Consider the following 23,273-nt stretch of genomic DNA (forward strand, 5'->3'; position numbering starts at 1 on the left):
GCGCGAACGTGCCAGCCGATGAAAAGCCGACCGACGCAGTTTTGTCGCCGGCTCCGGAACGTCTATCGTCATGACTGCGCTGCCTCTCGGTTCGGCCGGCAGCCTCGCGCCCGTCCGGCGGTCAGCATGGGCCTTGGCCGGATTCAGCAAGAGTCTGCCCCGCTTGGCAAGCGCCAAATCCCGCGACCGAACGCCGAGCCGCCTCTTTCCTAACGAAGTTTCAATCGCTTACCGAAAATTTGAAAAAGTTCCCGCACCGCACAGAATGACCTTGTCCTCGTCGCAAAGTCATCACGTTCTCGTCAAGAAGCTTAAGGATACAGCATCCGTCGGCGGCAACGAGGGACCTTGGGGGTCGGTGGCCGATGAAACTGGGGTAGCGCGAATGTCGGAAACGACGCTGCGCGCGAGAACATACGAGAATACCGCATGAAACTTTCCGCAAAGACCGTCTTCACCGCAGCCGTGCTGGCATTCGCGTCCGCAGGCACGACCGTTGCGACGACCGACATCGTGTCGGCCGCTTCCGCCAGCGGCGGACATGCTTCCTACTATGGCAAGCGCTTCCACGGTCGGACCACGGCGAACGGCGAGACGTTCAACATGAACGCCATGACCGCCGCCCACAAGACGCTGCCTTTCGGAACCAAGGTCAAGGTGACGAACCGCAACAACGGCAAGTCCGTCGTCGTGCGCATCAATGATCGGGGTCCGTTCATTCGTGGACGCGTGATCGACCTGTCCCAGGGCGCTGCCTCGAAGATCGGCATGGTCAAGTCCGGCACCGCCAACGTCAAGATCGACATCCTGTAAAAATTCGACTTCACGCTAGCGCTGATCTTCCGGAGAAGAGACAGGAAGCGCTAGCGTCAAATCAAATGACACGCCGCCAAGTTCGTCCATCGGGACGTTTGGCGGCGCAGGGGCCCGAGGGTCCCGCATGGAAGAGCGCGACACGTGCGACATCTCAGGCGGCGGATCCGGACAGGACCGCCGCCTTTTTCGTTCGGCCCGACGGTTCGTTTCGGCGCGCGACCGTGAGGATGGATCGAAGTCGTATTCCTCGCGGGATCCGACCGGCCGCGAACGCGAGAACGGCCCGCAAATCACCCCGGCACCTGAGGCTCGCGCGCCGTCTGCAGCTTGTTTTCGCCCTGCCGCATGATACCCATGGATTGAAAACAGCTGGGTTTGCCACATTTGAAGGCAGTGAGTGCGGTCGTGCGAAGCCGTGCCAAACGTTTGGGACGAACAGGATTGCGCCGATCGACCGGATCGTCGGCCACTTGGAATTGTACCGTCGGCGATCGATGACCATCGAACGGCCGGCGAGAGGAGAAGAGACTCGATGCCGACCATCGCGCTTGTCGATGACGACCGGAATATTCTGACATCCGTGGCGATCGCGCTCGAGAGCGAAGGCTACAAGGTCGAGACCTATACGGACGGCCTGTCCGCTCTCGATGGACTTCAGGCAAGCCCGCCGCATCTCGCAATCTTCGACATCAAGATGCCGCGCATGGACGGCATGGAACTTCTGCGGCGCCTGCGCCAGAAATCCGATATTCCCGTCATCTTCCTGACATCGAAGGACGAGGAGATCGACGAACTGTTCGGTCTGAAAATGGGCGCGGACGATTACATCCGCAAACCGTTTTCCCAGCGTCTCCTCGTCGAACGGGTGAAGGCGATCCTGCGGCGCGGGGCAGCGCGCGAGGCGAGCCCGGTCAGGCCCGGCAACGTCACCAATCCGGAAACGTCCCTCGAGCGCGGCCAACTTGTCATGGATCAGGAGCGTCACACCTGCACCTGGAAGGGAAAGCCGGTAACGCTGACGGTGACGGAGTTCCTCATCCTCCAGTCGCTCGCCCAGCGTCCGGGCGTCGTGAAATCGCGCGACGCGCTGATGGATGCGGCCTACGACGAACAGGTCTATGTGGACGATCGCACGATCGACAGCCACATCAAGCGCCTGCGCAAGAAGTTCAAGTCGATCGACGACGATTTCGACATGATCGAAACGCTGTATGGGGTGGGCTACCGGTTCCGCGAGATGTAGCGTTGCCGCTGGTTCTTAAAGGCTGCACGCAGCCTTGCGCCCCGTCCCGCGGCGCATGACGTCACAGACCCCGTGGACACAGGCCGGATATCTCGATCGTATCCGCTCTCTCGAACTCAAGGATTGCGCGGCATCGATGGCATCCGTCTCCGACGCAAGCAAGGACGACAAGACGATCCCGAGGCGCGGCCTGTCGCGGCGCAGGCGCTTGCGGCGTTTTCCCGTGGTTCGCAGATCGCTGTTCCGGCTGCGCTGGCTTCTGTCGCATACGGTGTTCTCGTCGCTGACGCGGCGCATCGTCTTCCTCAATCTCGTCGCACTGATCGTTCTGGTCTCCGGCATTCTCTATCTCAACCAGTTCCGCGCCGGATTGATCGACGCGCGGGTCGAGAGCCTGTTGACGCAAGGGGAGATCATGGCGGCGGCGATCGCCTCCTCGGCGACGATCGATACGAACTCGATCACGCTCGATCCAGAGCGCCTGCTGGAGCTTCAGGCCGGCGACACGCTGACGCCCTCGTCGCGTGGCTCTGAGAGCCTCGATTTTCCGATCGAACCCGAGCGGATCGCGCCGCTTCTTGGACGTCTGATCTCGCCGACGCGCACCCGCGCAAGGCTCTACGATCGCGACAGCAATCTCATTCTCGACACCCGCCATCTCTATGCGCAGGGTCAGGTGCTGCGCTACGATCTGCCCCCGGTCGAGCTCGACGATGGCACGCTGATCGGCGACGTCGTCGGCTGGTTCGAACGGCTGTTTTCCAGCAACAGGTTGCCGACCTATCAGGAAACACCCGGCGGTTCCGGCACGACCTATCCGGAAGTCGTCAACGCGCTGACGGGCGGACCCGCCACGGTGGTTCGCGCGACGGAAAACGGCGAACTGATCGTTTCGGTCGCCGTGCCGATCCAACGCTTCCGGGCCGTACTCGGCGTGCTCCTCCTTTCGACCCAGGGCGGCGATATCGACAAGATCGTCCAGGCCGAGCGGACTGCGATCGTGCGCACCTTCGCGGTCGCGGCGCTCGTGACGATCGCCTTGTCGGTCCTGCTCGCGTCGACCATCGCGACCCCGCTCAGAAAGCTGTCGGCCGCCGCCGTGCGGGTGCGGCGCGGCGTCAACGACCGGGCCGAGATCCCCGATTTCGGCGACCGGGCGGACGAAGTGGGCAATCTGGCCGTCGCCCTCAAGGACATGACCCGGACGCTCTACGCCCGCATCGACGCGATCGAATCCTTTGCCGCCGACGTCAGCCATGAACTGAAGAACCCCCTCACCTCGCTTCGCAGCGCGGTCGAAACCCTTCCACTGGCCAAGAACGAGAAGAGCCGCGAGCGTCTCCTCGAAATCATCCAGCACGATGTGCGTCGCCTCGACCGGCTGATCACCGACATCTCGGATGCGTCGCGGCTGGACGCCGAGCTGGCGCGCCAGGAGGCGCACGTGGTCGATGTCGCCAAACTTCTGGAATCGGTCGTCGAAGGCATTCGCGGGCGCGTCAAGCCGGACCGCGCGACGGCGATCAATCTGCGCGTTCAGCCGGTGCCGCCCAACATGAAGGGCGGAACTCAGGTGATCGGGCACGATCTTCGCCTCAGCCAGGTGTTCACGAACCTGATCGAGAATGCCCGATCCTTCGTCCCGGCGGATGGCGGGCGGATCGACATCGACGTCCGCCGCCGAACGAACCGCCTCGTCGTGTCGGTCGAGGACAATGGCCCCGGCATCCAAGCCGAGGACATCGACCGGATCTTCGAGCGGTTCTACACCGACCGCCCGGGCGCCGAAGCGTTCGGCCAGAACTCCGGTCTCGGCCTTTCGATCAGCCGCCAGATCGTCGAGGCCCATGGCGGTACGATCCGGGCGGAAAACGTCATCGAGCGGACGGACGTGAAGGGCGCACGATTCATCGTATCGATACCGACCGGGATCTGACGGGACCATCATGGGCGAGAACATACACGGCACCGCGCTTCGTGTCGGGTCCTACGGGATCCTCATTCGCGGTGCGGCCCGCAGCGGGAAATCGAGCCTCTGCATCTCGCTGCTTCGCCGAGCCGCCTCGCTGTCGCTCGACGCCGGACTAATCAGCGACGACCGGGTCGATCTCAAGCGCTGCGAGGCCAACGTCATCATGTCCGCACCGCCGGTCCTGATGGGTCTGATCGAGATTTCCGGGGTGGGCATCATCCGCGAAACGCCGACGGCACCTGCCGCCTTATCACTCATTGTTGATCTCGTCGCGGCGGAAGACCTCATGCGTCTTCCCGAGAAAACCATGCAAGAATGCGAACTCCTGGGGCGGGCCATTCGTCGGATCGCCGTCCCAAGGCGAGACGCAGCGTTCACGGCGGATGTGATTTTATCGCTTCTAACTGATGATAACTTGCAGGTTCGCTGAGACTCGCCTTGCAAACTCATTCGAAACTGTGAAGCTTCCCGGCAGAGGCGATCCTCGCGCCAGCCATCCCGGCTAGAGTCATGGTCCGGACGCGCAGAACCGTTGCGTGTGCGGACCCCAATATTCGGAGAACACGATGCCGCTGACTTCGTACGGAGCGTCAACGCTTACATGATTGGTCTCGTACTCGTTACCCATGGCAGGCTGGCAGAGGAATTCCGCAACGCGCTGGAGCACGTCGTCGGGCCGCAGGAGGCGTTCGAGACGATCTCCATCGGGCCGGAAGACGATATGGAGCAGCGACGCACCGATATCATCGAGGCGGTCGCCCTGGCCGAGCGCGGGGAAGGCGTCATCATCCTGACCGACATGTTCGGCGGCACGCCATCGAACCTCGCCATTTCCGTCATGGACGGAACGCGCGTCGACGTGCTTGCCGGCGTCAACCTGCCGATGCTCATCAAGCTGGCGAGCGTCCGCGTCGACAAGCCGATCGCCGAGGCCTTGGCGGACGCTCAGGAAGCGGGCAGGAAATACATCAACATCGCGAGCCGTGTGCTCAGCGGAGCGTAAACCATGAGAGAAGTTTCTGAACAATCCGGCGACTGCGGCGCCTATCCTCTGGAAGACGAAGCGCCCGATCAGCCGAACGCGAAGGTCGAGCGGGTGCTGACCATCTGCAATCGCCGCGGGCTGCACGCCAGGGCATCCGCCCGGTTCGTCCAGACCGTCGACCTCTTCGATGCCGAAGTCACCGTCAAGCGGGACGGCATGACGGTGGGGGGTCAGTCGATCATGGGGCTGATGATGCTTGCGGCCACCAAGGGCTGCGACGTCCACGTATCGGCGACCGGCCGCGATGCGACCGCCGTCCTCACCGCACTCAAGACGCTTGTCGACGATCGGTTCGGCGAGGAGAGCTGACTGGTTCCCCGCGGCGGCGTCGCGACGGGGCGGACCACGCGCAACCGACGCGACTTCAGGCGACGTCCTGCACGCGGCCTGCCGAACGACCAGGGTTCGGTTCACAACTTGCCATCATATCGCGACGGCGCGCCTTCTTGCCGCGCCGGCAAAGGGTGAGCCGCCGCGCGGTCGCGGCAGCCACGCTCGAGGGTCCACCGACCGCCTCGGCACCCTTCGTTAACATCAAGACATAAAGATTTCTTTATATCATCTTGAGATCCGGGCTGCCTGCTGGTAAGGAGCCGTGGACACGCGGTTCTCCCATCGATCGCGAACGACTTTTCGAAACGAAGGATGCCGACCATGGCCGAACAGAACGATTATATCGTTGCCGACATCTCGCTCGCCGATTACGGCCGCAAGGAAATCGACATCGCCGAGACGGAAATGCCGGGCCTGATGGCCTGCCGCGAAGAGTTCGGCGCCGAAAAGCCCCTGAAGGGCGCGCGCATCACCGGCTCGCTTCACATGACGATCCAGACGGCCGTTCTCATCGAAACCCTCACGGCCCTCGGCGCCGAGGTTCGCTGGGCCTCGTGCAACATCTTCTCGACGCAGGATCACGCCGCGGCCGCGATCGCCGCGACCGGCGTCCCGGTCTTCGCCATCAAGGGGGAAACCCTCGAGGAATACTGGACCTACACGGACCGCATCTTCCAGTGGCCGGACGGCCAGCCATCCAACATGATCCTGGACGATGGCGGCGATGCCACGATGTATATCCTGCTCGGCGCACGCGCCGAGGCCGGCGAGGACGTCCTGTCCAATCCCGGCAGCGAGGAAGAGGAAGTCCTCTTCGCCCAAATCAGAAAGCGCATGGGCGAGACGCCGGGCTTCTTCGCCAGACAGCGCGACGCGATCATCGGCGTGACGGAAGAGACGACGACGGGCGTCAACCGCCTTTACCAGCTGCAGAAGAAGGGTCTCCTTCCGTTTCCGGCGATCAACGTCAACGATTCCGTCACGAAGTCGAAGTTCGACAACAAGTATGGCTGCAAGGAAAGCCTCGTCGACGGCATCCGTCGCGGCACCGACGTGATGATGGCCGGCAAGGTCGCGGTCGTCTGCGGTTACGGCGATGTCGGCAAGGGTGCGGCCCAGTCTCTCCTGGGAGCCGGCGCTCGCGTCAAGGTTACCGAGGTCGACCCGATCTGTGCGCTTCAGGCCGCCATGGACGGCTTCGAGGTCGTCACGCTCGAGGATGCCGGCCCGAAAGCCGACATCATCATCACGACGACCGGTAACAAGGACATCGTGACGATCGACAATATGCGCTCGTTCAAGGACATGGCGATCGTCGGAAACATCGGCCACTTCGACAACGAGATCCAGGTCGGCGCGCTCAAGAACCACCAGTGGACGAACATCAAGCCACAGGTGGACATGATCACATTCCCCGACGGCAAGCGGATGATCCTCCTGTCGGAAGGCCGCCTTCTCAACCTCGGCAACGCCACCGGACATCCGAGCTTCGTCATGTCGGCCTCCTTCACGAACCAGACGCTCGCGCAGATCGAGCTGTTCACGAAGCCCGATCAGTATCGGAACGAAGTCTACGTTCTGCCGAAACATTTGGACGAGAAAGTTGCCCGTTTGCATCTTGCCAAGCTTGGCGCAAACTTGACCGAACTCAGCCAGAGCCAGGCTGATTACATCGGCGTTTCGCCGAGCGGCCCTTACAAGCCGGAACATTACCGCTACTAAGTCCAGTCGTTCGCCCCGACGAACTTGCGAGAGCCGCCGAAGTCAATTGCTTCGGCGGCTTTTTCTTTTTGAATTCCAACAGGCGCTGCGTTGCACCGTTTTTGGGTATGCTTAATAATGCTGGCAGGACGGCAATTGCGGTTGCGGACGGTTGCCCTGTGAGTGTTGCGTTCGACAGTGTGTCCGGTTTCAAATTGATAGCGAAGTTGAGGATCGACACGATGGGCGATGAGTGTGGGATTCTGCGTCGAAAGGACTGGACCGATCGTCGTGGTTCGGCTTCGAACGGGAAACATACGACAAGCGCGGCGTTCGCAGAATCTCCCCACTCGCGCCACGGCACCCGATCCGACACGCTGCTCTTCGTGACCTCCGGGGGGCTCGGGCTTTCGCTCGGTTTCATATCGGCAACACCCGCCCATGCGCAGTCCACGCCCTTCGACGGGTCGGCCTCGGTCACGATCCTGGCACTGATCGCGATCGCGGTCGGCGTCGCCATGGTTTGCGCCGTTTACCTCATGCAGTATCGCGCGGCGCTGACCCGCGAGAACGACGCGCTGATCGCGAAGATCAAGAGCCTCGACCAGACCAACAACGATCTCACGGCGATCCTGTCCGCGAGTGACCAGCGCCTTCTCGCCTACAAGGCCGGCGATGCGCCGCGGGTCTTCGGCGAACTGCCGAAGGAAGCGGCGGCGCCGCACACGCCGCAGCGCTTTCTGGAATTTGCGGATTGGCTGCCCAGCGACGCCGCGGGCGAACTTGCCGTGCACATCGAACGCCTCATCGATCGCGCCACCCCCTTCCTGATTTCGCTTCATACCCGGGCCGACGAGCTGATCGAGGTGGACGGGCGGACCCATGGCGATCTCGCTTTGGTCCGGTTCACCCACATGGCCGGTCTGCGCGCGAAGCTGCAGCGCGCCGGAAACGAACTCGCCGAAGCGCTCGGCACGGTCGATACCATGCAGGCGCTCCTCGACACGGTGCCGATCCCGGCCTGGCTGCGCGATGGCCAGGGCCGCCTCTTCTGGGTCAACCAGGCCTATTCCGCGGCCGTCGAAGGCGGTTCGCCGGAGGATACGATCGCCAGCCGCACCGAGTTTCTCGGCGAGACCGACCGCTTGGCCGTGGCCGCCGCGGTTCGCGAGCATTCGATGTTCACCGGAAAGCTGTCGACGGTCGTCAACGCCGACCGGCATATCTTCGAGATCACCGAAATCGCCGGCCCGCTCGGCTCGGCAGGGCTCGCCATCGATATTTCCGACACCGAGAATATCCGCCGCGAACTGCGCCAGACCATCGAAAGCCAGTCCGAAACCCTCGACAAGCTGGCGACGGCGGTGGCGCGCTTCGATCCGGACACGCGTCTGGCCTACAACAATGCGGCGTTCAAGGAGCTGTTCGGGCTGAAGGACGAGTTCCTGAATTCCGATCCCGATCATGTCGCCTTTCTCGACCATCTGCGCCATGCCGGGGTGCTGCCGACCGAGACCGCGTTTCCCAGCCAGCGCCGCCAGGAGGATCTGGCCGCCTACAAGGCGACGGGGCCGACGGAGACCATGTGGCACCTCAAGGGCGGCAAGACGCTGCGCGTCGTGGCGACGCCGCATCCCCAGGGCGGGGCGACCTTCGTGTTCGAGGACATCACGGAGCGCCTGAAGCTGGAAATGGAAGTCAAGACGGTCGCCCAGCTTCAGCGCGAGACGCTCGATTATCTCGGCGAAGGCGTCGCCGTGTTCGGCAGCGATGGACGGCTGCGCCTGTCCAATCCGATTTTTGGCACGATGTTCGGCCTCGACGAGAGCTATCTGGAAACCAAGCCGCGCATCCAGACATTCGGCGAGCTTGCGAAGGTCGCGATCGAGTTGGGTCCGGCATCGGGCGACGGCTGGCACGGGCTCAGCGTTCTCGTGACCTCGATCGACGAGATGGGGCGCGACCCGGAAGCCGGCGAGATCCAGCTCTCCAGCGGTCTGACGCTCGCCTACAAGGCCGTGCCGCTCCCCAATGCCCAGACCATGCTGACATTTTCCGACGTCTCCGATGCCAGGGCCGCCGAGCGGATGCTGCTGGAGAAGAACGACGCGCTCGAAGAAGCCAATCGCATCAAGTACGATTTCGTGTCGTTCATGAGCTACGAGCTGCGCTCGCCGCTGACCACCGTCATCGGCTTCTCGCAGCTGCTCGGCGAGCCGGAACTCGGCTCCCTGAACCCGCGCCAGAGCGAATATCTCGAACATATCAACTCGTCCACGCGCTCGCTCCTGGCGATGGTCAACGACACGCTGGATCTCGCCACGATCGACGCCAATATCATGGAGCTGGAAGTCTCGACGGTCGACATCGCCTCGCGGGTCGAGAACGCCGTCGAAGGCGTCCAGGAGCGGCTGCACGAAAACGATCTGAAACTGCGCATCGATCTGGAACGCAGCGGCGGCGCTTTCGAAGCCGACGGCGCCCGCCTGACGCAGATCCTCTACAACCTCCTGTCGAACGCCGCGAACTTCGCCCCGCAAGGCTCCGAGATCGCGCTGGCGGCCTATCGGAGCGAGGACGAGGCGAAGATCTGCTTCGCGGTCACCGACCGGGGACCGGGCATTCCGGCGCACAAGCAGGAGAAGATCTTCGAACGCTTCGAGGCGAACGCCGAAGGCGGCCGATCGTCGGGTCCGGGCCTCGGCCTTTCGATCGTCAAGAGCCTCGTCGAACTGCACGGCGGAAAGATCTCCGTCGAGACGCCCGAAGGTGGCGGAACACGGATCGTCTGTGCGTTGCCCGCCCGCCAGACCGGATCCAGTCCGCAGGGTCCCGTCGGCAGCGATGCAACAGGCCAGGGCAAACCGGCGGGGCGCAGCCCATCCTCCTATCGCGATGCCGCCGAATGAACCTAAAGCAGTTCCGTACGAGCGCCGAACCCGAGGGCAGCGCTCTTCAGACAGCGGACAATGGGAACGGTATCGCGGCCATGACCGATTTGACGACGATTGCGGTCATCGACCTCGCCGACGACCTTGCCACCGAACGGCTCGGCTCCGATCTCGCCCTGATCTTGAAGCCGGGCGACGTGGTCGCCCTGATCGGGGACCTCGGCACCGGCAAGACCAGCCTTTCGCGAGCGCTGATCCGCGCCTTGGCTGACGATCCGCATCTCGAGGTGCCCTCGCCGACCTTCACGCTCGTCCAGGCCTATGGCGGGCGGGTTCCCGTCTCGCATTTCGATCTGTATCGGCTCGGCGACGAGGCCGACATCGAAGAGCTCGGTTTCGAGGATGCGCTCGAGACGGGTGCCGCGATCGTCGAGTGGCCGCAGAAGGTGCCTGCGGTTCTGTCCCGGGCGAACATCGTCATCGAATTCCAGACGAGCGAGGATCACGACGGGCGCCGCGCCGCGGTCGCGGCGCGCGGTCACGCCGTCCAGCGCGTCACGCGAACCCTCGAGATCCGGACGTTCCTCGCGGGCATCGATCGTGCGCAGGCGGCACGCCGTCACCTGACCGGCGACGCATCGAGCCGGCGCTACGAGACCATCCTGTCGGACGGTGCGGATCTCGTCGTCATGGATTCGCCTCGGCAGGCCGACGGCCCGCCCATCCGCGACGGCCTGCCCTACAGCCAGCTCGTTCATCTCGCCGAGGACGTGCGCCCCTTCGTGGCGGTGTCCCGGGCGCTGCGCGATGCCGGTTTCTGCGCGCCCAGCATCATCGCGCAGGATCTCGAACGCGGCCTTCTCGTGACGAACAATCTCGGCGCAAGGACGCTCCTCGACGATACGGGCCAGCCCGATCCGCAGCGATACCGCGCAGCCATGGAGTTTCTCACGGCCCTTCATCTGACGATCTGGTCGCGGGACCTGCCCGTCGACGACGCCAGCCAGCACAGCGTGCCCGACTACGACGCGCGTGCGATGATGATCGAGGCCGAACTTCTCGTCGACTGGTATGTGCCGGACGTTTTGGGCCGCAAGGCCAGCGCCGACGAACGCGACCGGTTCGCCGAGGCCTGGTCGATGGCCTTCTCGGAACTCGCCGACACCGAGCGTTCGCTGGTGCTTCGCGATTTCCACTCCCCGAACATTCTCTGGCAGCCCGATGCGATCGGCACGTCGCGGATCGGCGTCATCGATTTCCAGGATGCGATGATCGGTCCGACGGCCTACGACGTCGCCTCGCTGGCCCAGGATGCGCGGGTCGCCATGTCGCCGGAACTCGAGGCCTCGCTCGTCGCCGCCTACGTCGCCGCGCGGCGCAAGGACAATCCGGACTTCAACGCTTTCTTCTTCGAACGCGACTATGCTGTCATGGCGGCGCAGCGCGCGACGAAGATCCTCGGCATCTTCGTCCGGCTCGCGGTGCGCGACGGCAAACCGAATTACCGGCGTCACATGCCACACATTATAAGCTATCTGAAACGAACCCTCGATCACCCAACGCTCTCGGCCGTCAAATCGCTTTACAGCGATTGGGGCATCGTCGAAAAGCACTGAACTCACTCGGGCAGGCAATGGCAGCTATGACCATCCCAAACGTTCAACCTGTCAGGCCGAAAACGGCGATGATGCTCTCCGCCGGTCTCGGCAAGCGGCTGCGGCCGATCACGTCGACGGTCCCCAAGCCTCTCGTGGAAGTGCGCGGCAAGGCGCTGATCGATTACGGGCTGGATTCGCTGGCGCGCGCCGGGGTCGAGCGCGTGGTGGTCAACGTTCATTATCTCCCCGACCTCATGCGGGCCCATCTGCGCAAGCGACGCGACCTCGAAATCGTCATCTCGGAAGAACCGGACGAGCTTCTCGATTCGGGTGGCGGCATCGTCAATGCCCTGCCCTACTTGGGTTCGGACCCGTTCTTCGTCCTTAACTCCGATACGTTCTGGATCGAGAGCTACCGGGCCAATCTCGACGTGCTGGCCGATCTTTGGCGGCCGGACCTCATGGATGTCAGCCTCCTCATCGCCGACATGGCGCAGTCGACCGGCTATGAGGGACGCGGCGATTTCGTGATGGATGTGAGCGGCAAGCTGACCCGGCGCGAAGAGCGGGACATGTCGCCTTTCATCTATGCCGGGGCCGGCATCTTCAAGCCGGACGTCTTCGAAGGCTACGAAGCCGAACCGTTCTCCCTCAACAAGATCTTCGATGCGGGAATCGAATCGGAACGTCTCTACGGCGTTCGGCTGAGCGGGCTGTGGCTGACCGTCGGCACGCCGCCGGCGATCAAGCAGGCCGAAGCCGCGTTTCTCGCCAGCGCCGCCTGACCGGTTCCGCAAAGCGCCTGTCTCCACTCCCAATGCGACGGCTTGCGCGCGACGGCGCAAGGCCGGATCGCCGAAAAATTCTCTCGTCATGGGAAGCGTGATCTTCGCTCGGCCGATGATATAAGGGCGTTGCGGCCCGTCTTTGGCGCCGTTTTGGAGAGACATTCATGCTCAGATTTCTTTTGGGCGGCGCCATCGCCACCTTGATGCTCGCAACGCCGACCCTTGCCGATCCCTCCGGCGTCTACGCCGTGTCCGGCTACAATCCCGATGGATCGAGCTATGAGGGAGAGGTTCTCGTCTCCCGTGTCGGCGACACGTTCGCGCTCTCCTACACGATCGGCGACGACACGTTTACCGGAACCGCCTTGGGGGACGACGAGGTGCTGGCCGTCGGATATACGTCCGGCAACGACGATGTGGGCGTTGCCCTGATGGTGGAGAGCGAGAACGGCTTCGAGGGCGTCTGGACCTTCCTCGGCTCGAAAACCATGGCCGTGGAGACATGGACCGCGCAGCAGTAGGACGCGGCGTTCGACGGGTCGGTGTCGAAGCCCCGGGACGCAACGTCTCTCGATCGCCGGGCGGGGCCCTTCGGGGCGCCGGACCCGTGTGGACCTGACACCGTTGCGAGTGCGGCCGATCGCGGGCGCCGGCAAATGGTCTGGAATGGCCGGGCGCCTATTGCGCGGCCTCGGCCGCGAGTTCGCCGAGGAAGCCGCCCGACTGCCGGCGCCAGAGCTGGGCGTAAAGCCCATCCTTCCCGATCAGGTCCTGATGGCGTCCTTCCTCGACGATCCGGCCTTCGTCGATGACGATCAGCCGATCGAGCGATGCGATCGTGGACAGGCGGTGGGCGATCGCGATCACCGTCTTGCCCTGCATCATGACGTTGAGGTTCTCCTGGATCGCGGCCTCGACCTCGGAATCGAGCGCGCTCGTCGCCTCGTCGAGGATCAGGATCGGCGCATCCTTAAACAGCACGCGGGCGATCGCGATGCGCTGGCGCTGGCCGCCGGACAGCTTGATGCCGCGCTCGCCGACGGTCGCCTTGTATCCGGCATTGCCCTTCGGATCGCGCAAGGTCGGGATGAAGGACGCGGCGTTCGCGCGCCGCGCCGCCTCGTAGATCTCGGCGTCGCTGACATCGCTGCGCCCATAGGCGATGTTCTCGCGGATCGAGCGATGCAGGAGCCCGGTATCCTGCGTGACCACGCCGATCGCCGCGCGCAGCGAGGCCTGGGTCACCGCCGATATGTTCTGCCCATCGATCGTGATCCGTCCGGATTCGACATCGTAGAGGCGCAGGAGAAGATTGACGAGCGTGGTCTTGCCCGCGCCCGACCGGCCGACCAGACCGACCTTCTCGCCCGGCCGGATGGTAAGGTTGAAATGCTCGATGATGCCGCTGCCCTTGCCGTAATGGAAGGTGATGTCCTCGAAGGAAACCCCGCCCTTCCGGACGGACAGAACCGCGGCGTCCGGCTTGTCCACCAGCGTCGGTCTTGGACTGATCGTAGCGACGGCGTCCTGGATCGTTCCGTAATTGCGCACCAGCCCGTTGATGTTGAACATCATCCAGCCCGACATCTGGTTCAGCCTCAGAACGAGCCCGAGCGCGGCGGCGACGCCGCCCGTCGAGATCGATCCAGCCTGCCAGCCGATGACGGCCACCCAGCCGACACCCGTCATCATCAGTCCGTTGAGAACGGCGATCGCGGTCCGAATGGTCGTCAGCGCCCGGCAAAGCCGGCGCACAGCCTCGACATAGTTGGCGAAACCGTTCTTGACGAAGGCATCTTCCTTGCGCGTCGAATCGAACAGCTTGACCGAGAGGATGTTGGTGAAGCTGTCGACGACGCGGCCCGTCCACACCGAATTGGCGTTCGCCCGTTCGCGCCCGAGGATCCGGATCTGCGGCAGGATGTTGCGGATGATCCAGACATAGCCGAGCGACCAGAGCGCCAGAACGGCGGTCATCCGCCAGTCGATTGCGCCGAGGATCGTCGCCGTCAGGATCACGAAGGTGACGAAGGACCAGAAGGTCTGCAGGATGGTGATGACGAAATCGCCGGTGGCCTGGCCGCCCTGCTGCACTTTCTGTGCAAGCCGCCCGGCGAAATCGTTCTGGAAGAACGTGTAGCTTTGCTCGATCACGCGCCGGTAGCTCTGCCACCTGATGCGGTTGAAGAAACTGGGAGCGATCATCTGTTCCTCGAGCACCGATCCGGCGAACAGCACGAGCGCCCGTCCGATCAGCGTGACGAAGAAGAGCGAGGCGATCAGCCAGAAATGTTCGGCGAGAAGCTGCGAGGGTTCCGTACTTTCCATCGCATCGATCAGCCAGCCGACGCCGGTGAACATGACCGCTTCGATGAGGCCGGTCAGCCCCCCGATGACGAGGAGCCCGATCAGCGGCCACTTGGCCTGCTTGGCGAAATGCCAGATGAACGCGTTCGCCGTGTCCGGCAGCGGTTCCAGATGGCCGATGCGGTTGACGCCGTTCGCCCCATCCTCCCGGCTCGCAGGATCGCCCTGATCCTCGAACGGGTCGAGGACGTGTTCGAACCGCTTCAAAAACCCGTCCATCATTATTCGGCGGCCCTTGCTTCGTCGTTTGCGACCGGCTCCGTGCTCGGCAGAAAGCCGCCCGCCTGGCGCGCCCAGAGCTGGGCATAAAGCCCGCCGGACGCGGCAAGCTCCCGGTGCGTGCCCTGTTCGACGATCCGGCCCTCATCGAGGACGATCAGCCGATCGAGCGCTGCGATCGTGGACAGGCGGTGGGCGACGGCGATGACGGTCTTGTTCTCCATCAGGCGGTAGAGATTGTCGGAGATGGCGGCTTCGACTTCGGAATCGAGCGCGCTGGTGGCTTCGTCGAGCAGCAGAATCGGCGCATCCTTCAACATAACGCGGGCGATCGCGATACGCTGGCGCTGGCCGCCGGACAATTTGACGCCCCGCTCGCCGACTTCGGCATCGAGACCGCGCTGGCCCTTGTGATCGACCAGTTCGGCGATGAAGTCGTCGGCCTTCGCGGCCCGGATCGCCTCCTCGACCTGGGCGTCGCTCGCATCGGGAAGGCCGTAGAGAATGTTATCGCGGATCGAGCGGTGCAGCAGCGAGGTGTCCTGCGTCACCATGCCGATCTTCTCGCGCAACGCGTCCTGCGGCACGTCGCGAATATCGACGCCATCGATCAGGATCCGGCCACGCTCCACGTCGTGGAAGCGGAGGAGAAGATTGAGGATCGTCGATTTGCCCGCCCCCGACCGCCCGACGAGACCGATCTTCTCGCCGGGGCGGATGTCGAGGCAGAAATGATCGAGAACGCCGCCCTGCTTGCCATAGTGGAAGTCGACGGAATCGAACCGGATCTCGCCCTTCTTGACTGCCAGCTCTTCGGCCTTCGATCCGTCCGTCACCTGGTGCTTGAGCCTGAACGTCGCCATGCCGTCGCGGATGGTGCCGAGGTTCTCGAAAAGCGCCGAGACCTCCCACATGATCCACTGGCTCATGCCCTGGACCCTGAGGACGAGGCCGATCGCGGCCGCGATGATGCCGGCCGTCACCGCGCCCGACGTCCACGACAGGACGCCGACCAGGCCGACGCCGAACAGGAGCAGCGAGTTGAGGAGCTGCAGCGTGACGATGAGCTGCGTCATCAGACGCGACTGTCCGTAGACCGGATCGAGGAAGATCCGCATCGAAGTGCGGGCATAGTCGGCCTCGCGCCGCGTGTGCGCGAAGAGCTTGACCGTCTGGATGTTGGCATAGGCATCGACGACGCGGCCGGTCATTTCCGCGCGCGCATCCGCCTGGCGCTCGGAGACCCGGTCGAGGCGCGGCACGAAATAGACCAGCGCGCAGAGATAGAGCGCAAGCCAGCCGAGAAAGGGCAGCGCCATCCGCCAGTCCGTTGCGCCGACGACGAACAGGATGCCGGTGAAATAGACCGCGACGTAGAGGAAGACGTCGATCGATTTCGTGATCACCTCGCGCACCGCGAGCGCCGTCTGCATCAGCTTCTGGGAGACCCGTCCGGCGAACTCGTCCTGGAAGAACGTGACCGAATGGCCGAGCAGCCAGCGATGCATGGTGTAGCGGAACCGCATCGGCAGATTGCCGAAAATCGCCTGGAAGCTGAGGAGCCCGTCCATCAGTATGAGACCCGGCATGACGAACAGAACGAGAATGCCGAGGCCGAAGAGGTGCCAGCCGTAATCGACCAGGAACGTGTCCGGATCGGAGTTGGCGAACCAGTCCACGATTTCGCCGAGAAACGAGAACAAGGAGACTTCGATGGCCGAGAAGACGATGGTGAGGGCCGCAAGCGCGAACAGAGCCCGCGAGAACGGACGCGCGAAATGCCAGACGAAAGCGCGAACCGAATGGGTCGGCGGCGCGCCGACGGGTGCGTCCGGAAACGGATCGACCATCCGTTCGAAGAAGCCAAACATATGAAAAACCATTCTGCGTTCGCGTGTCGTTGGGCTCGAAATCAAGGAGCGGGGAACGGAACGCCGGAGCGTTCGACGGCGTCATCGATGCGTACCGGGCTCCTCGGTGATATAGGCGCTTTGGTCAGCCGATCACACCCGGCTTTCCAGCCCCTCCAGTGCGCCCTGTTACGCACGGCACTAAACATGAAGATGACGAGATACGAGGCTCCATGACGATTTCGATCGCGCTCTATCAGCCCGACATTGCCGGCAATACGGGAGCGGTGATGCGCACGGCCGCTTGCCTCGGCCTGCGCATCGAGATTATCGAGCCGACCGGGTTCGAACTGTCCGATCGCTCGCTGAAGCGGGCGGGGATGGACTATCTGAGCCTTGCCACGCTGACGAAGCATGTCGATTTCGAAGCATTCGAAACCTGGCGAAAGGCGGAGGCAAGACGCCTGCTCCTGATGACGACGAAAGCCGACGCCGTGGTCTGGGATTTCGATTTCAAAAGCGGCGACATCCTCATGTTCGGACGCGAGACCGCCGGCGTTCCGGACGAAGTGCACGCTGCGGCGGACGCCCGCCTGACGATTCCGATGCGCGCGGGCGCGCGTTCGATGAACCTTTCGGCGTCCGTCGCGCTCGTCGCCGGCGAAGCGGTCCGGCAACTGCGTGGCCGCTGACAGGCCCACGCCCCGTGACGGGGCTGCGGGCGGACCGAACCGGACGATCGCGGCGGATCGATCTCTTCTCCCGGTCCGGCGGGCATGACGAGAGCGCACACGAACCATCCTGGACAATCACCATGCTGAACAACTTCACCGCCGCCGACGTCACGGATCAGACCGGGCGCACCGTCTTCGTCACCGGCGCCAATTCGGGCATCGGCCTGGAAGTCTCGAAAGCTCTTGCTGGCCGCGGCGCGCGGGTCGTTCTCGGCTGCCGGTCGGCCGCGAAGGCCGATGCGGCCGTTGCGCAAATCCGTCTCGAATGCCCGGATGCCGATCTCGGCTTTATCGAGATCGATCTGGCTGATCTTTCGTCGGTCCGCGACGCCGCGGCACGGGCGAACGCCGACGAGGAGATCGACGTGCTGATCAACAATGCCGGCGTCATGGTGCCGCCGCTCGGACGCACGAAGGACGGGTTCGAACTCCAGTTCGGCGTCAATCACCTCGGACCGTTTGCCCTGACGGGCCTCATGCTCCGGACGCTGAAGGACCGGCCCAAGTCGCGCGTGATCCTGACCAGTTCGATCGCCCATCGAAACGGCCGCATCGACTTTTGCGATCTGCACGCGCACGACCATTACAGCCGGCTGAAGCGCTACCAGATGAGCAAGCTCGCCAATCTCCTGCACATGTACGAACTCGACCGGAGGCTGAGAACGGCGAGAGCGGAGACGATGGCACTCGCCTGCCATCCGGGCGTCGCGGACACGAACCTGATGCGGTTCCTGCCCGGGCCGGCAAGGCTTCTCATGGTGCCGGGACGTCTCTTCCTGAACAGCGCAAACGAGGGCGCCTGGCCGGCGCTTGCGGCGGCGACGTCGCAGGCGGTTTCCGGCGGCGCTTACGTCGGGCCGAGCAGACGCGGCGAAACGGCAGGTCCAGCCGGCCTTGCAAAATCCACGGAGCGGGCACGGGACCCCGAACTCGCGGCGCGGCTCTGGGCGGTGTCGACGGAGCTGACCGGTGTCGAATATCCCGTGTGACGGGCTCCGCTGTTGCCCGGGACGCATGGCGTTCATGCCGCCCGGTTGTGGACGAGGGGATCCGGGCTCGCTTTCGGCCCGCAGTCCGTTATGATGCGCGCGACGGTGCTTCGTTCGAAGTGAAACGGGAAGCCGGTGAGAGACCGGCACCGCCCCCGCGACTGTGATGGACCAGCGCCCTTCCGACATCGCCACTGGAGATATCCGGGAAGGCTGGAGGGTCGAAACGTCCAGAGTCAGGAGACCGGCCGTCGAATACCAACGCCCATGGGACGGCGGGTCCCACAAAGGAGCAGCATGCGCAAAATTCTCTTAACCCTCGGACTTGTCCTGACCCCGGCGGTCGCGTTCGCCCATACGGGCGGCGGCGAAGCGAGTGGTTTCCTGCACGGGTTCGGCCACCCGGTCGGCGGTCTCGATCACGTGCTCGCCATGGTCGGCGTCGGCATTCTTGCCTTCGTCCTCGGGGGACGGGCTCTCTGGCTCGTGCCGGCGGCGTTCGTCGCCATGATGGTCGTGGGCTTCGCTCTCGGGATCAATCTCGTGGATCTGCCCATGGTGGAACTCGGGATCGCTCTGTCGATCGTCGTCATCGGCGGCGCGGCCGCCCTCGGCCGCTCCCTGCCGCTCGGTCTCGCCATGGCCCTCGTCGGGGTTTTCGCCATTTTCCACGGACATGCGCATGGCACTGAGATGCCGGCGAATTCCGGGGGGCTGACCTATGCGCTCGGCTTCGTTCTCGCGACCGCCCTGCTCCATGCCGCCGGCGTCCTGGCAAGCCTTGCAGCCGCGCGGGCGATTGGCCGGCACGGCCAAATGGTGGCGCGTGCCGCAGGCGGCCTGTTCGCCGTCGGCGGCCTCGGCGTCCTTTCGGGCTGGCTCTGAAACTGCAAGGGGCCGGTTTTCCGGCCCCTGATCCCTGCGAGGCGGTTTCCGCTTCGATCCGGCAGCGGTCCTGCGACCTGCGCGCCCTTCGATAATCGACCTTGCGACCTTGTAGGCCGTGCGCGAACGTGAATCAGTCGCCCGGAATCTTGCCGCGGAACGCCGTCAGTCCGCGCTCGGCAGTCGGCGCATGGTGAATTCGACGGCATCCCCATCGACCACCCGCCAGCTCTCGACCTGCGTCCAGTAAGCGGCTTTCGGATAGCGGTCGAACCATTCGCGCGCCTTGGTGCGGGCCTCATCCCTCGGCAGGACATAGGTTTCGCGGACGAATTCGCCCGACTGGTCGCCGCCGGTCGCGCGCGTACGATGCAGCTGCCGGCGCAGTCCGTTCAGCGGCGGGTCGAATTGGCCGGGCATCATCGCGCTCGCATGTCCTTCACTTGGCAAAAAATGTGGATCGGCAGATTTTCCACATGTCCTATCTAGCGTGCGCTCGACATGATTGCGAATCGGTAAACGGGTGATGGCGCACCCTGGGCGGAAAGGCTCCGCAAGCGGTTGAAAGCCGGCCATTCCATCAAGTTTTCATTGCCAGAGCGGCAGGCAACCGCCATACCGAAGATGATACACCGATCTCCCGGAGATCGCGGCAGACGAGAAAGCGTGAGCATATGGAACGGCCGAACCTGCCCGAGGGGCTGCCGGAGAACATCGAGACGAAGAAGGCCACCGCCCAGGCCTGGTTCGAAGCCCTGCGCGATCGCATCTGCGCAGTCTTCGAGGACCTCGAAAAGGCCCATGGCGCCGAAACCGGTCTGGAGCCGGGGCAGTTCAAGCGCACCGAGTGGAGCCGCGAGAACGATGGCGGCGGCGGCCTGATGTCGATGATGCACGGGCGCGTCTTCGAAAAGGTGGGCGTCCATACCTCGACCGTCCATGGCGAATTTTCCGAGGAATTCCGCAAGAACATTCCGGGGGCCGAAGACGATCCGCGCTTCTGGGCTTCGGGCATCTCGCTGATTGCCCATCTGCGCAATCCCAACGTGCCGGCAGTTCACATGAACACCCGCATGGTCGTCACCACGCGGCAATGGTTCGGCGGCGGGGCCGACCTGACCCCGACGCTGGAGCGCAGGCGCACGCAGGACGATGCCGACACGCGCGCCTTCCACAAGGCGCTGCAGTTCGTCTGCGACCGTCATTCCAAGGTCGCCGACTACCGCCGCTACAAGGCGTGGTGCGACGAATATTTCTACATTCCCCATCGCGAGGAAACCCGCGGCGTCGGCGGAATCTTCTACGATTACCTGCACTCGTCCAACGAGAACGGCGGCTGGGATGCCGATTTCGCGTTCACACGCGATGTCGGCAAGGCCTTCATCGTCGTCTACCCGCACATCGTCAAGCAGAACGTCGACCTGCCCTTCACGGACGAAGACCGCGAGGAGCAACTGATCAAGCGCGGCCGCTATGTCGAATACAACCTGCTCTACGATCGCGGCACGCTTTTTGGTCTGAAGACCGGCGGCAACGTCCAGTCGATTCTCTCGTCCATGCCGCCCGTGGTGAAATGGCCCTGACGCCCCGCGGATCGCAGCCCGGACTTTCAAACACGCTTGCGTCAGAATCGGGTTCTTTGCCCGCTACGGTATTGACCGCGCTCTTTTTCTATAAGTTAATAAGACATTCACAGACTGAAAGGGAACGACGGAAGCATCTGAAGCGTTATGCCTTTTCCTATTGGTTGATACATCTGGGAGGATGAACATGTATGAATTGGACTGCTCGGGAATTATTCCTGGATGCGCGCGAGTCATTCGGGCCGACAGCGAATCCGAAGTGTTCCGACGCGCCGTGATTCAGGCGGAACGCATGGGTTACAACCGGGTGCCGACGACGATGCTCGATCGGTTTCGCCATGAGATGATTGACGTCGATTCCGAGGCGACGAAGCTCGCGGGCTAGGCCGGAGCTTTCCGTCCTGCCGACGGCACGAACAGGACCCAGACGCACCGAATGATCAGGCGGCATGTCGCACGACATGCCGCTCTTTTTGTCTGTGGACGTCAGCGCGACCGCTGCCGGTCAGGACAGCGGGCGCTCGATGCCGAGGATCTTGGTCGTCACGGACCGGTGGGTTTGCCGACTGCAGGCGCTGACGAGAACGCCGTGGTGGCGCGACGGGTGGTACGGTTCGCCATCGGCGAACGCGACGTGCCCCCCGGCCTCGGACACGAGCAGCGTTCCCGGTGCATGGTCCCAGGGCATGACCTGGCCATACAGGTTGAAATGGCATCCGCCGGTCGCCAGCATGCGGTATTCGTGACCGGAATTGCGATAGTTCGCAACGACCCTCACCTGATCGAGACGTCTGAACAGAGCCGATCGCGCTTTCGGCTCGAAATAGGTCGACGACACGATCCCGATCGATTCGTCGAGCGGTACCGGCCAGTTGACCCGGGTCTTGCGGCTGTCGCCATTGGCCAGCAGCCAGTAGGTGCCGCCCCCCTTCTCGGCGCGCACGGTATCGCCGGTGACCGGATCGTGGACGACCGCGCTGACCACCTCTCCCTTGACCGTCACCGCCGCCATCACCGAAAACATCGCGATGCCCGCCGCGAAATTGGACGTTCCGTCGATCGGATCGACGATGACCGCGACATCTGCGTCCGCGATCTTGTCCAGAAGGCTGCGGTCCTTCGCGGTGCTCTCCTCGCCGACGAACAGGATCCCCGAGGACAGCCTGTCGATCTCCGTCTTGATGAAGCGTTCCGCCGCCTCGTCGGCCTCGGTCACCAGGTCGATCGCCGAACTCTTCTCGCGCACCGCGCCGTCCTCGAGATTTCGGAAAGAGGGCATGATCGTCTCGGCACCGGCGCGCTTCAGAATTTCGGTCAGTCGATCGAGATCGATGGGATTGTCAGCCAAGTCGGGTCACTCCTCGTGCATTTGGTTCGATGGCATCAGGCCGGCGAAGTCGAACAGGGACGGATCGAGCAGATGGGAAGGCTTCGCATGGGCGAGCGCCCGCATCATCACCGCCTTGCGGCCCGGAAACCGCGTCTCCAGATCGCTCAGCATCGCTTTCGTCACGTTGCGCTGCAGGCCATCCTGGCTTCCACATAGATCGCAGGGAATGATTGGAAACGCCATGGCTTGCGCAAAACGCGCCAGATCCTCCTCCGCCGAATTGATCAGCGGCCGCAATACGAGAAGGTCGCCTTCGTCGTTCAGCAGCTTTGCCGGCATCGCCGAAAGCCGCCCGCCGTGGAACAGGTTCATGAAGAACGTTTCGAGACAATCGTCGCGATGGTGCCCGAGCACGAGGGCTTCGCAGCCTTCCTCGCGCGCGATCCGGTAGAGATTGCCTCGTCTGAGGCGCGAGCACAGCGCGCAATAGGTGGCGGTCTCCGGCACTTTCTCTGTCACGATCGAATAGGTGTCGCGATATTCGATGCGATAGGCGATCCCGAAACGCGACAGCCATTCCGGCAGGATGTGCTTGGGAAAGTTCGGCTGGCCCTGATCGAGATTGCAGGCCAGAATGTCCACCGGCAGGAGCCCGCGCCATTTCAGATCGTGCAGGATCGCCAGGAGGCCGTAGGAATCCTTGCCTCCCGACACCCCGACCAGCCAGCGCGCCCCCGGTCGCGCCATGGCGTTGGCGGCGATCGTCTCGCGCACTTCGCGCAGCAGGCGCTTGCGGAGCTTCTTGAAGGAGACGGACGAGGGCGCACCGGCAAACAGAGGATGCGCACCGGCATCGGTGTCCGACTCCCCATCGGGATCGAACCCGGTCACCGGGTTCGCGTCTTTCGCGGCTCTGTCCTCAAGCATCG

21 protein-coding genes and 1 riboswitch are annotated in these 23,273 nt (G+C 63.6%); of the genes, 16 read left to right on the forward strand and 5 right to left on the reverse strand.

Annotation, left to right across the window (positions count from 1 at the left end; genetic code table 11):
- The first annotated feature begins 429 nt into the window (after window positions 1-429).
- From U0C82_RS15230 to U0C82_RS15280, 11 genes are all read left to right on the forward strand, one after another.
- Window positions 430-813 carry a septal ring lytic transglycosylase RlpA family protein gene (locus tag U0C82_RS15230; RefSeq protein WP_322188157.1) on the forward strand — a complete coding sequence of 128 codons (384 nt, stop codon included), beginning with the start codon at window positions 430-432 and terminating at the stop codon, window positions 811-813.
- Between the two features lie 535 nt (window positions 814-1,348).
- The gene (locus tag U0C82_RS15235; RefSeq protein ID WP_322188159.1) at window positions 1,349-2,059 is read left to right on the forward strand and encodes a response regulator transcription factor; all 711 of its coding nucleotides are present in this window, start codon (window positions 1,349-1,351) and stop codon (window positions 2,057-2,059) included.
- A gap of 136 nt (window positions 2,060-2,195) precedes the next feature.
- Window positions 2,196-3,995, forward strand: coding sequence for a sensor histidine kinase (locus U0C82_RS15240; protein ID WP_322188160.1), 1,800 nt, complete (start codon window positions 2,196-2,198; stop codon window positions 3,993-3,995).
- 10 nt (window positions 3,996-4,005) lie between these two features.
- The gene (locus U0C82_RS15245) at window positions 4,006-4,461 is read left to right on the forward strand and encodes an HPr kinase/phosphorylase (protein ID WP_322188162.1); all 456 of its coding nucleotides are present in this window, start codon (window positions 4,006-4,008) and stop codon (window positions 4,459-4,461) included.
- Between the two features lie 171 nt (window positions 4,462-4,632).
- The gene (locus U0C82_RS15250) at window positions 4,633-5,034 is read left to right on the forward strand and encodes a PTS sugar transporter subunit IIA (protein ID WP_322188163.1); all 402 of its coding nucleotides are present in this window, start codon (window positions 4,633-4,635) and stop codon (window positions 5,032-5,034) included.
- A 3-nt stretch (window positions 5,035-5,037) separates the two neighbouring features.
- Entirely contained in the window at window positions 5,038-5,385 is a 348-nt protein-coding gene (locus U0C82_RS15255; protein WP_322188165.1) for an HPr family phosphocarrier protein, read from the forward strand.
- A 345-nt stretch (window positions 5,386-5,730) separates the two neighbouring features.
- The gene (gene ahcY, locus U0C82_RS15260) at window positions 5,731-7,131 is read left to right on the forward strand and encodes an adenosylhomocysteinase (protein WP_322188167.1); all 1,401 of its coding nucleotides are present in this window, start codon (window positions 5,731-5,733) and stop codon (window positions 7,129-7,131) included.
- 221 nt (window positions 7,132-7,352) lie between these two features.
- Window positions 7,353-10,019: a sensor histidine kinase gene (locus U0C82_RS15265; RefSeq protein WP_322188169.1), complete on the forward strand. Its 2,667-nt coding sequence runs from the start codon at window positions 7,353-7,355 to the stop codon at window positions 10,017-10,019.
- Between the two features lie 80 nt (window positions 10,020-10,099).
- Window positions 10,100-11,617 carry a tRNA (adenosine(37)-N6)-threonylcarbamoyltransferase complex ATPase subunit type 1 TsaE gene (gene tsaE, locus U0C82_RS15270; protein ID WP_322188171.1) on the forward strand — a complete coding sequence of 506 codons (1,518 nt, stop codon included), beginning with the start codon at window positions 10,100-10,102 and terminating at the stop codon, window positions 11,615-11,617.
- 26 nt (window positions 11,618-11,643) lie between these two features.
- A complete protein-coding gene (locus U0C82_RS15275) occupies window positions 11,644-12,384 on the forward strand; it encodes a nucleotidyltransferase family protein (protein WP_322188173.1) in 741 nt (246 codons plus the stop codon).
- 167 nt (window positions 12,385-12,551) lie between these two features.
- Window positions 12,552-12,908: a hypothetical protein gene (locus U0C82_RS15280; RefSeq protein WP_322188175.1), complete on the forward strand. Its 357-nt coding sequence runs from the start codon at window positions 12,552-12,554 to the stop codon at window positions 12,906-12,908.
- A gap of 157 nt (window positions 12,909-13,065) precedes the next feature.
- Here U0C82_RS15280 and U0C82_RS15285 read toward each other — a convergent pair whose 3' ends face one another.
- A complete protein-coding gene (locus U0C82_RS15285; protein ID WP_322188177.1) occupies window positions 13,066-14,976 on the reverse strand; it encodes an ABC transporter ATP-binding protein in 1,911 nt (636 codons plus the stop codon).
- Entirely contained in the window at window positions 14,976-16,844 is a 1,869-nt protein-coding gene (locus U0C82_RS15290) for an ABC transporter ATP-binding protein (protein ID WP_322188179.1), read from the reverse strand. The genes U0C82_RS15285 and U0C82_RS15290 overlap by 1 nt, the downstream gene beginning before the upstream one ends.
- A gap of 212 nt (window positions 16,845-17,056) precedes the next feature.
- On the opposite strand from U0C82_RS15290, the gene U0C82_RS15295 reads away from it, so the two are divergent.
- The 3 genes from U0C82_RS15295 (at window position 17,057) to U0C82_RS15305 (ending at window position 19,431) form a co-directional block, all read left to right on the forward strand.
- Entirely contained in the window at window positions 17,057-17,515 is a 459-nt protein-coding gene (locus U0C82_RS15295; RefSeq protein WP_322188181.1) for a tRNA (cytidine(34)-2'-O)-methyltransferase, read from the forward strand.
- A gap of 122 nt (window positions 17,516-17,637) precedes the next feature.
- Window positions 17,638-18,546 carry an oxidoreductase gene (locus tag U0C82_RS15300; protein ID WP_322188183.1) on the forward strand — a complete coding sequence of 303 codons (909 nt, stop codon included), beginning with the start codon at window positions 17,638-17,640 and terminating at the stop codon, window positions 18,544-18,546.
- Window positions 18,547-18,632: 86 nt separating this feature from the next.
- Window positions 18,633-18,813, forward strand: a riboswitch (cobalamin riboswitch).
- A 30-nt stretch (window positions 18,814-18,843) separates the two neighbouring features.
- Complete coding sequence (locus U0C82_RS15305; protein WP_322188185.1) at window positions 18,844-19,431, forward strand: HupE/UreJ family protein; 588 nt, start codon at window positions 18,844-18,846, stop codon at window positions 19,429-19,431.
- A gap of 165 nt (window positions 19,432-19,596) precedes the next feature.
- Here U0C82_RS15305 and U0C82_RS15310 read toward each other — a convergent pair whose 3' ends face one another.
- A complete protein-coding gene (locus tag U0C82_RS15310) occupies window positions 19,597-19,854 on the reverse strand; it encodes a hypothetical protein (RefSeq protein ID WP_322188187.1) in 258 nt (85 codons plus the stop codon).
- A 251-nt stretch (window positions 19,855-20,105) separates the two neighbouring features.
- Here U0C82_RS15310 and hemF point away from each other — a divergent pair, with 251 nt between their 5' ends.
- Window positions 20,106-21,014: an oxygen-dependent coproporphyrinogen oxidase gene (hemF, locus tag U0C82_RS15315; protein WP_322188189.1), complete on the forward strand. Its 909-nt coding sequence runs from the start codon at window positions 20,106-20,108 to the stop codon at window positions 21,012-21,014.
- A gap of 187 nt (window positions 21,015-21,201) precedes the next feature.
- The gene (locus U0C82_RS15320) at window positions 21,202-21,399 is read left to right on the forward strand and encodes a DUF1059 domain-containing protein (protein WP_322188191.1); all 198 of its coding nucleotides are present in this window, start codon (window positions 21,202-21,204) and stop codon (window positions 21,397-21,399) included.
- Window positions 21,400-21,519: 120 nt separating this feature from the next.
- Here U0C82_RS15320 and U0C82_RS15325 read toward each other — a convergent pair whose 3' ends face one another.
- Both U0C82_RS15325 and ttcA read right to left on the reverse strand, forming a co-directional pair.
- Window positions 21,520-22,362 carry an inositol monophosphatase family protein gene (locus U0C82_RS15325; protein WP_322188193.1) on the reverse strand — a complete coding sequence of 281 codons (843 nt, stop codon included), beginning with the start codon at window positions 22,360-22,362 and terminating at the stop codon, window positions 21,520-21,522.
- Between the two features lie 6 nt (window positions 22,363-22,368).
- Window positions 22,369-23,271, reverse strand: coding sequence for a tRNA 2-thiocytidine(32) synthetase TtcA (gene ttcA, locus U0C82_RS15330; protein WP_322188195.1), 903 nt, complete (start codon window positions 23,269-23,271; stop codon window positions 22,369-22,371).
- Window positions 23,272-23,273: the final 2 nt, after the last annotated feature.

It is taken from the genome of Fulvimarina uroteuthidis (genome assembly GCF_034321785.1).
GTDB classification, from domain to species: Bacteria; Pseudomonadota; Alphaproteobacteria; order Rhizobiales; family Rhizobiaceae; genus Fulvimarina; species Fulvimarina uroteuthidis.

Bases quoted from the DNA above. Each gene is read 5' to 3' on its own strand.
- U0C82_RS15230 (WP_322188157.1), top strand. From the start codon at position 430: ATGAAACTTTCCGCAAAGACCGTCTTCACCGCAGCCGTGCTGGCATTC.
- U0C82_RS15235 (WP_322188159.1), top strand. From the start codon at position 1,349: ATGCCGACCATCGCGCTTGTCGATGACGACCGGAATATTCTGACATCC.
- U0C82_RS15240 (WP_322188160.1), top strand. From the start codon at position 2,196: ATGGCATCCGTCTCCGACGCAAGCAAGGACGACAAGACGATCCCGAGG.
- U0C82_RS15245 (WP_322188162.1), top strand. From the start codon at position 4,006: ATGGGCGAGAACATACACGGCACCGCGCTTCGTGTCGGGTCCTACGGG.
- U0C82_RS15250 (WP_322188163.1), top strand. From the start codon at position 4,633: ATGATTGGTCTCGTACTCGTTACCCATGGCAGGCTGGCAGAGGAATTC.
- U0C82_RS15255 (WP_322188165.1), top strand. From the start codon at position 5,038: ATGAGAGAAGTTTCTGAACAATCCGGCGACTGCGGCGCCTATCCTCTG.
- ahcY (WP_322188167.1), top strand. From the start codon at position 5,731: ATGGCCGAACAGAACGATTATATCGTTGCCGACATCTCGCTCGCCGAT.
- U0C82_RS15265 (WP_322188169.1), top strand. From the start codon at position 7,353: ATGGGCGATGAGTGTGGGATTCTGCGTCGAAAGGACTGGACCGATCGT.
- tsaE (WP_322188171.1), top strand. From the start codon at position 10,100: ATGACCGATTTGACGACGATTGCGGTCATCGACCTCGCCGACGACCTT.
- U0C82_RS15275 (WP_322188173.1), top strand. From the start codon at position 11,644: ATGACCATCCCAAACGTTCAACCTGTCAGGCCGAAAACGGCGATGATG.
- U0C82_RS15280 (WP_322188175.1), top strand. From the start codon at position 12,552: ATGCTCAGATTTCTTTTGGGCGGCGCCATCGCCACCTTGATGCTCGCA.
- U0C82_RS15285 (WP_322188177.1), bottom strand. From the start codon at position 14,976: ATGATGGACGGGTTTTTGAAGCGGTTCGAACACGTCCTCGACCCGTTC.
- U0C82_RS15290 (WP_322188179.1), bottom strand. From the start codon at position 16,844: ATGTTTGGCTTCTTCGAACGGATGGTCGATCCGTTTCCGGACGCACCC.
- U0C82_RS15295 (WP_322188181.1), top strand. From the start codon at position 17,057: ATGACGATTTCGATCGCGCTCTATCAGCCCGACATTGCCGGCAATACG.
- U0C82_RS15300 (WP_322188183.1), top strand. From the start codon at position 17,638: ATGCTGAACAACTTCACCGCCGCCGACGTCACGGATCAGACCGGGCGC.
- U0C82_RS15305 (WP_322188185.1), top strand. From the start codon at position 18,844: ATGCGCAAAATTCTCTTAACCCTCGGACTTGTCCTGACCCCGGCGGTC.
- U0C82_RS15310 (WP_322188187.1), bottom strand. From the start codon at position 19,854: ATGATGCCCGGCCAATTCGACCCGCCGCTGAACGGACTGCGCCGGCAG.
- hemF (WP_322188189.1), top strand. From the start codon at position 20,106: ATGGAACGGCCGAACCTGCCCGAGGGGCTGCCGGAGAACATCGAGACG.
- U0C82_RS15320 (WP_322188191.1), top strand. From the start codon at position 21,202: ATGTATGAATTGGACTGCTCGGGAATTATTCCTGGATGCGCGCGAGTC.
- ttcA (WP_322188195.1), bottom strand. From the start codon at position 23,271: ATGCTTGAGGACAGAGCCGCGAAAGACGCGAACCCGGTGACCGGGTTC.